We start from the raw sequence: 472 nt of genomic DNA on the forward strand, positions 1-472 counted from the left end.
GTTGATAGTGCTCGCCGAGGAAGAGGGTTCCGGCAAACAGGCCGACGGCCGCCGCCACATAACCGATCTGGCTGAGATAGACCGGACCGCCGACCGCCTGCAGCCGGAAGAAGAACGCGAACATCGCCGATGCCGACGCAACCTGCGCGACGACGACCAGCGGCACGCCGCCGAGTGGGACGAAAGCTTCGCCGCCGAACAGGAGGAGAATGCCGGCAAGCAGCATCGCCGCCGACGCCAGATGGCTGCCGACGGCAAGCTCGATCGGGCCGGTACCGTCCGGCCAGTCGACCGTGCGATAGATGTTGCCGGCGGCAAGGCTGACCGGGATGAGCAACCCCATCGCCACCCAGAACAAATCGGCCGGCTGGCCGGCCTCGCCGCGCGTCACCGCGACCATGACGGCGCCGACGAAGCCGACGGCGATGCCGGCAATGCCCAGCATGTTGGGGCGCCGGACACGCAGCAGGAT

General features: G+C 68.2%; 1 pseudogene. It reads right to left on the reverse strand.

Annotated elements, in window-relative coordinates:
• Positions 1 to 472, reverse strand: a pseudogene (locus EN994_RS34860) (EamA/RhaT family transporter); the annotation flags it as partial.

The sequence above is a fragment of the Mesorhizobium sp. M7A.F.Ca.CA.002.09.1.1 genome (assembly GCF_003998555.1).
GTDB classification, from domain to species: domain Bacteria; phylum Pseudomonadota; class Alphaproteobacteria; order Rhizobiales; family Rhizobiaceae; genus Mesorhizobium; species Mesorhizobium ciceri.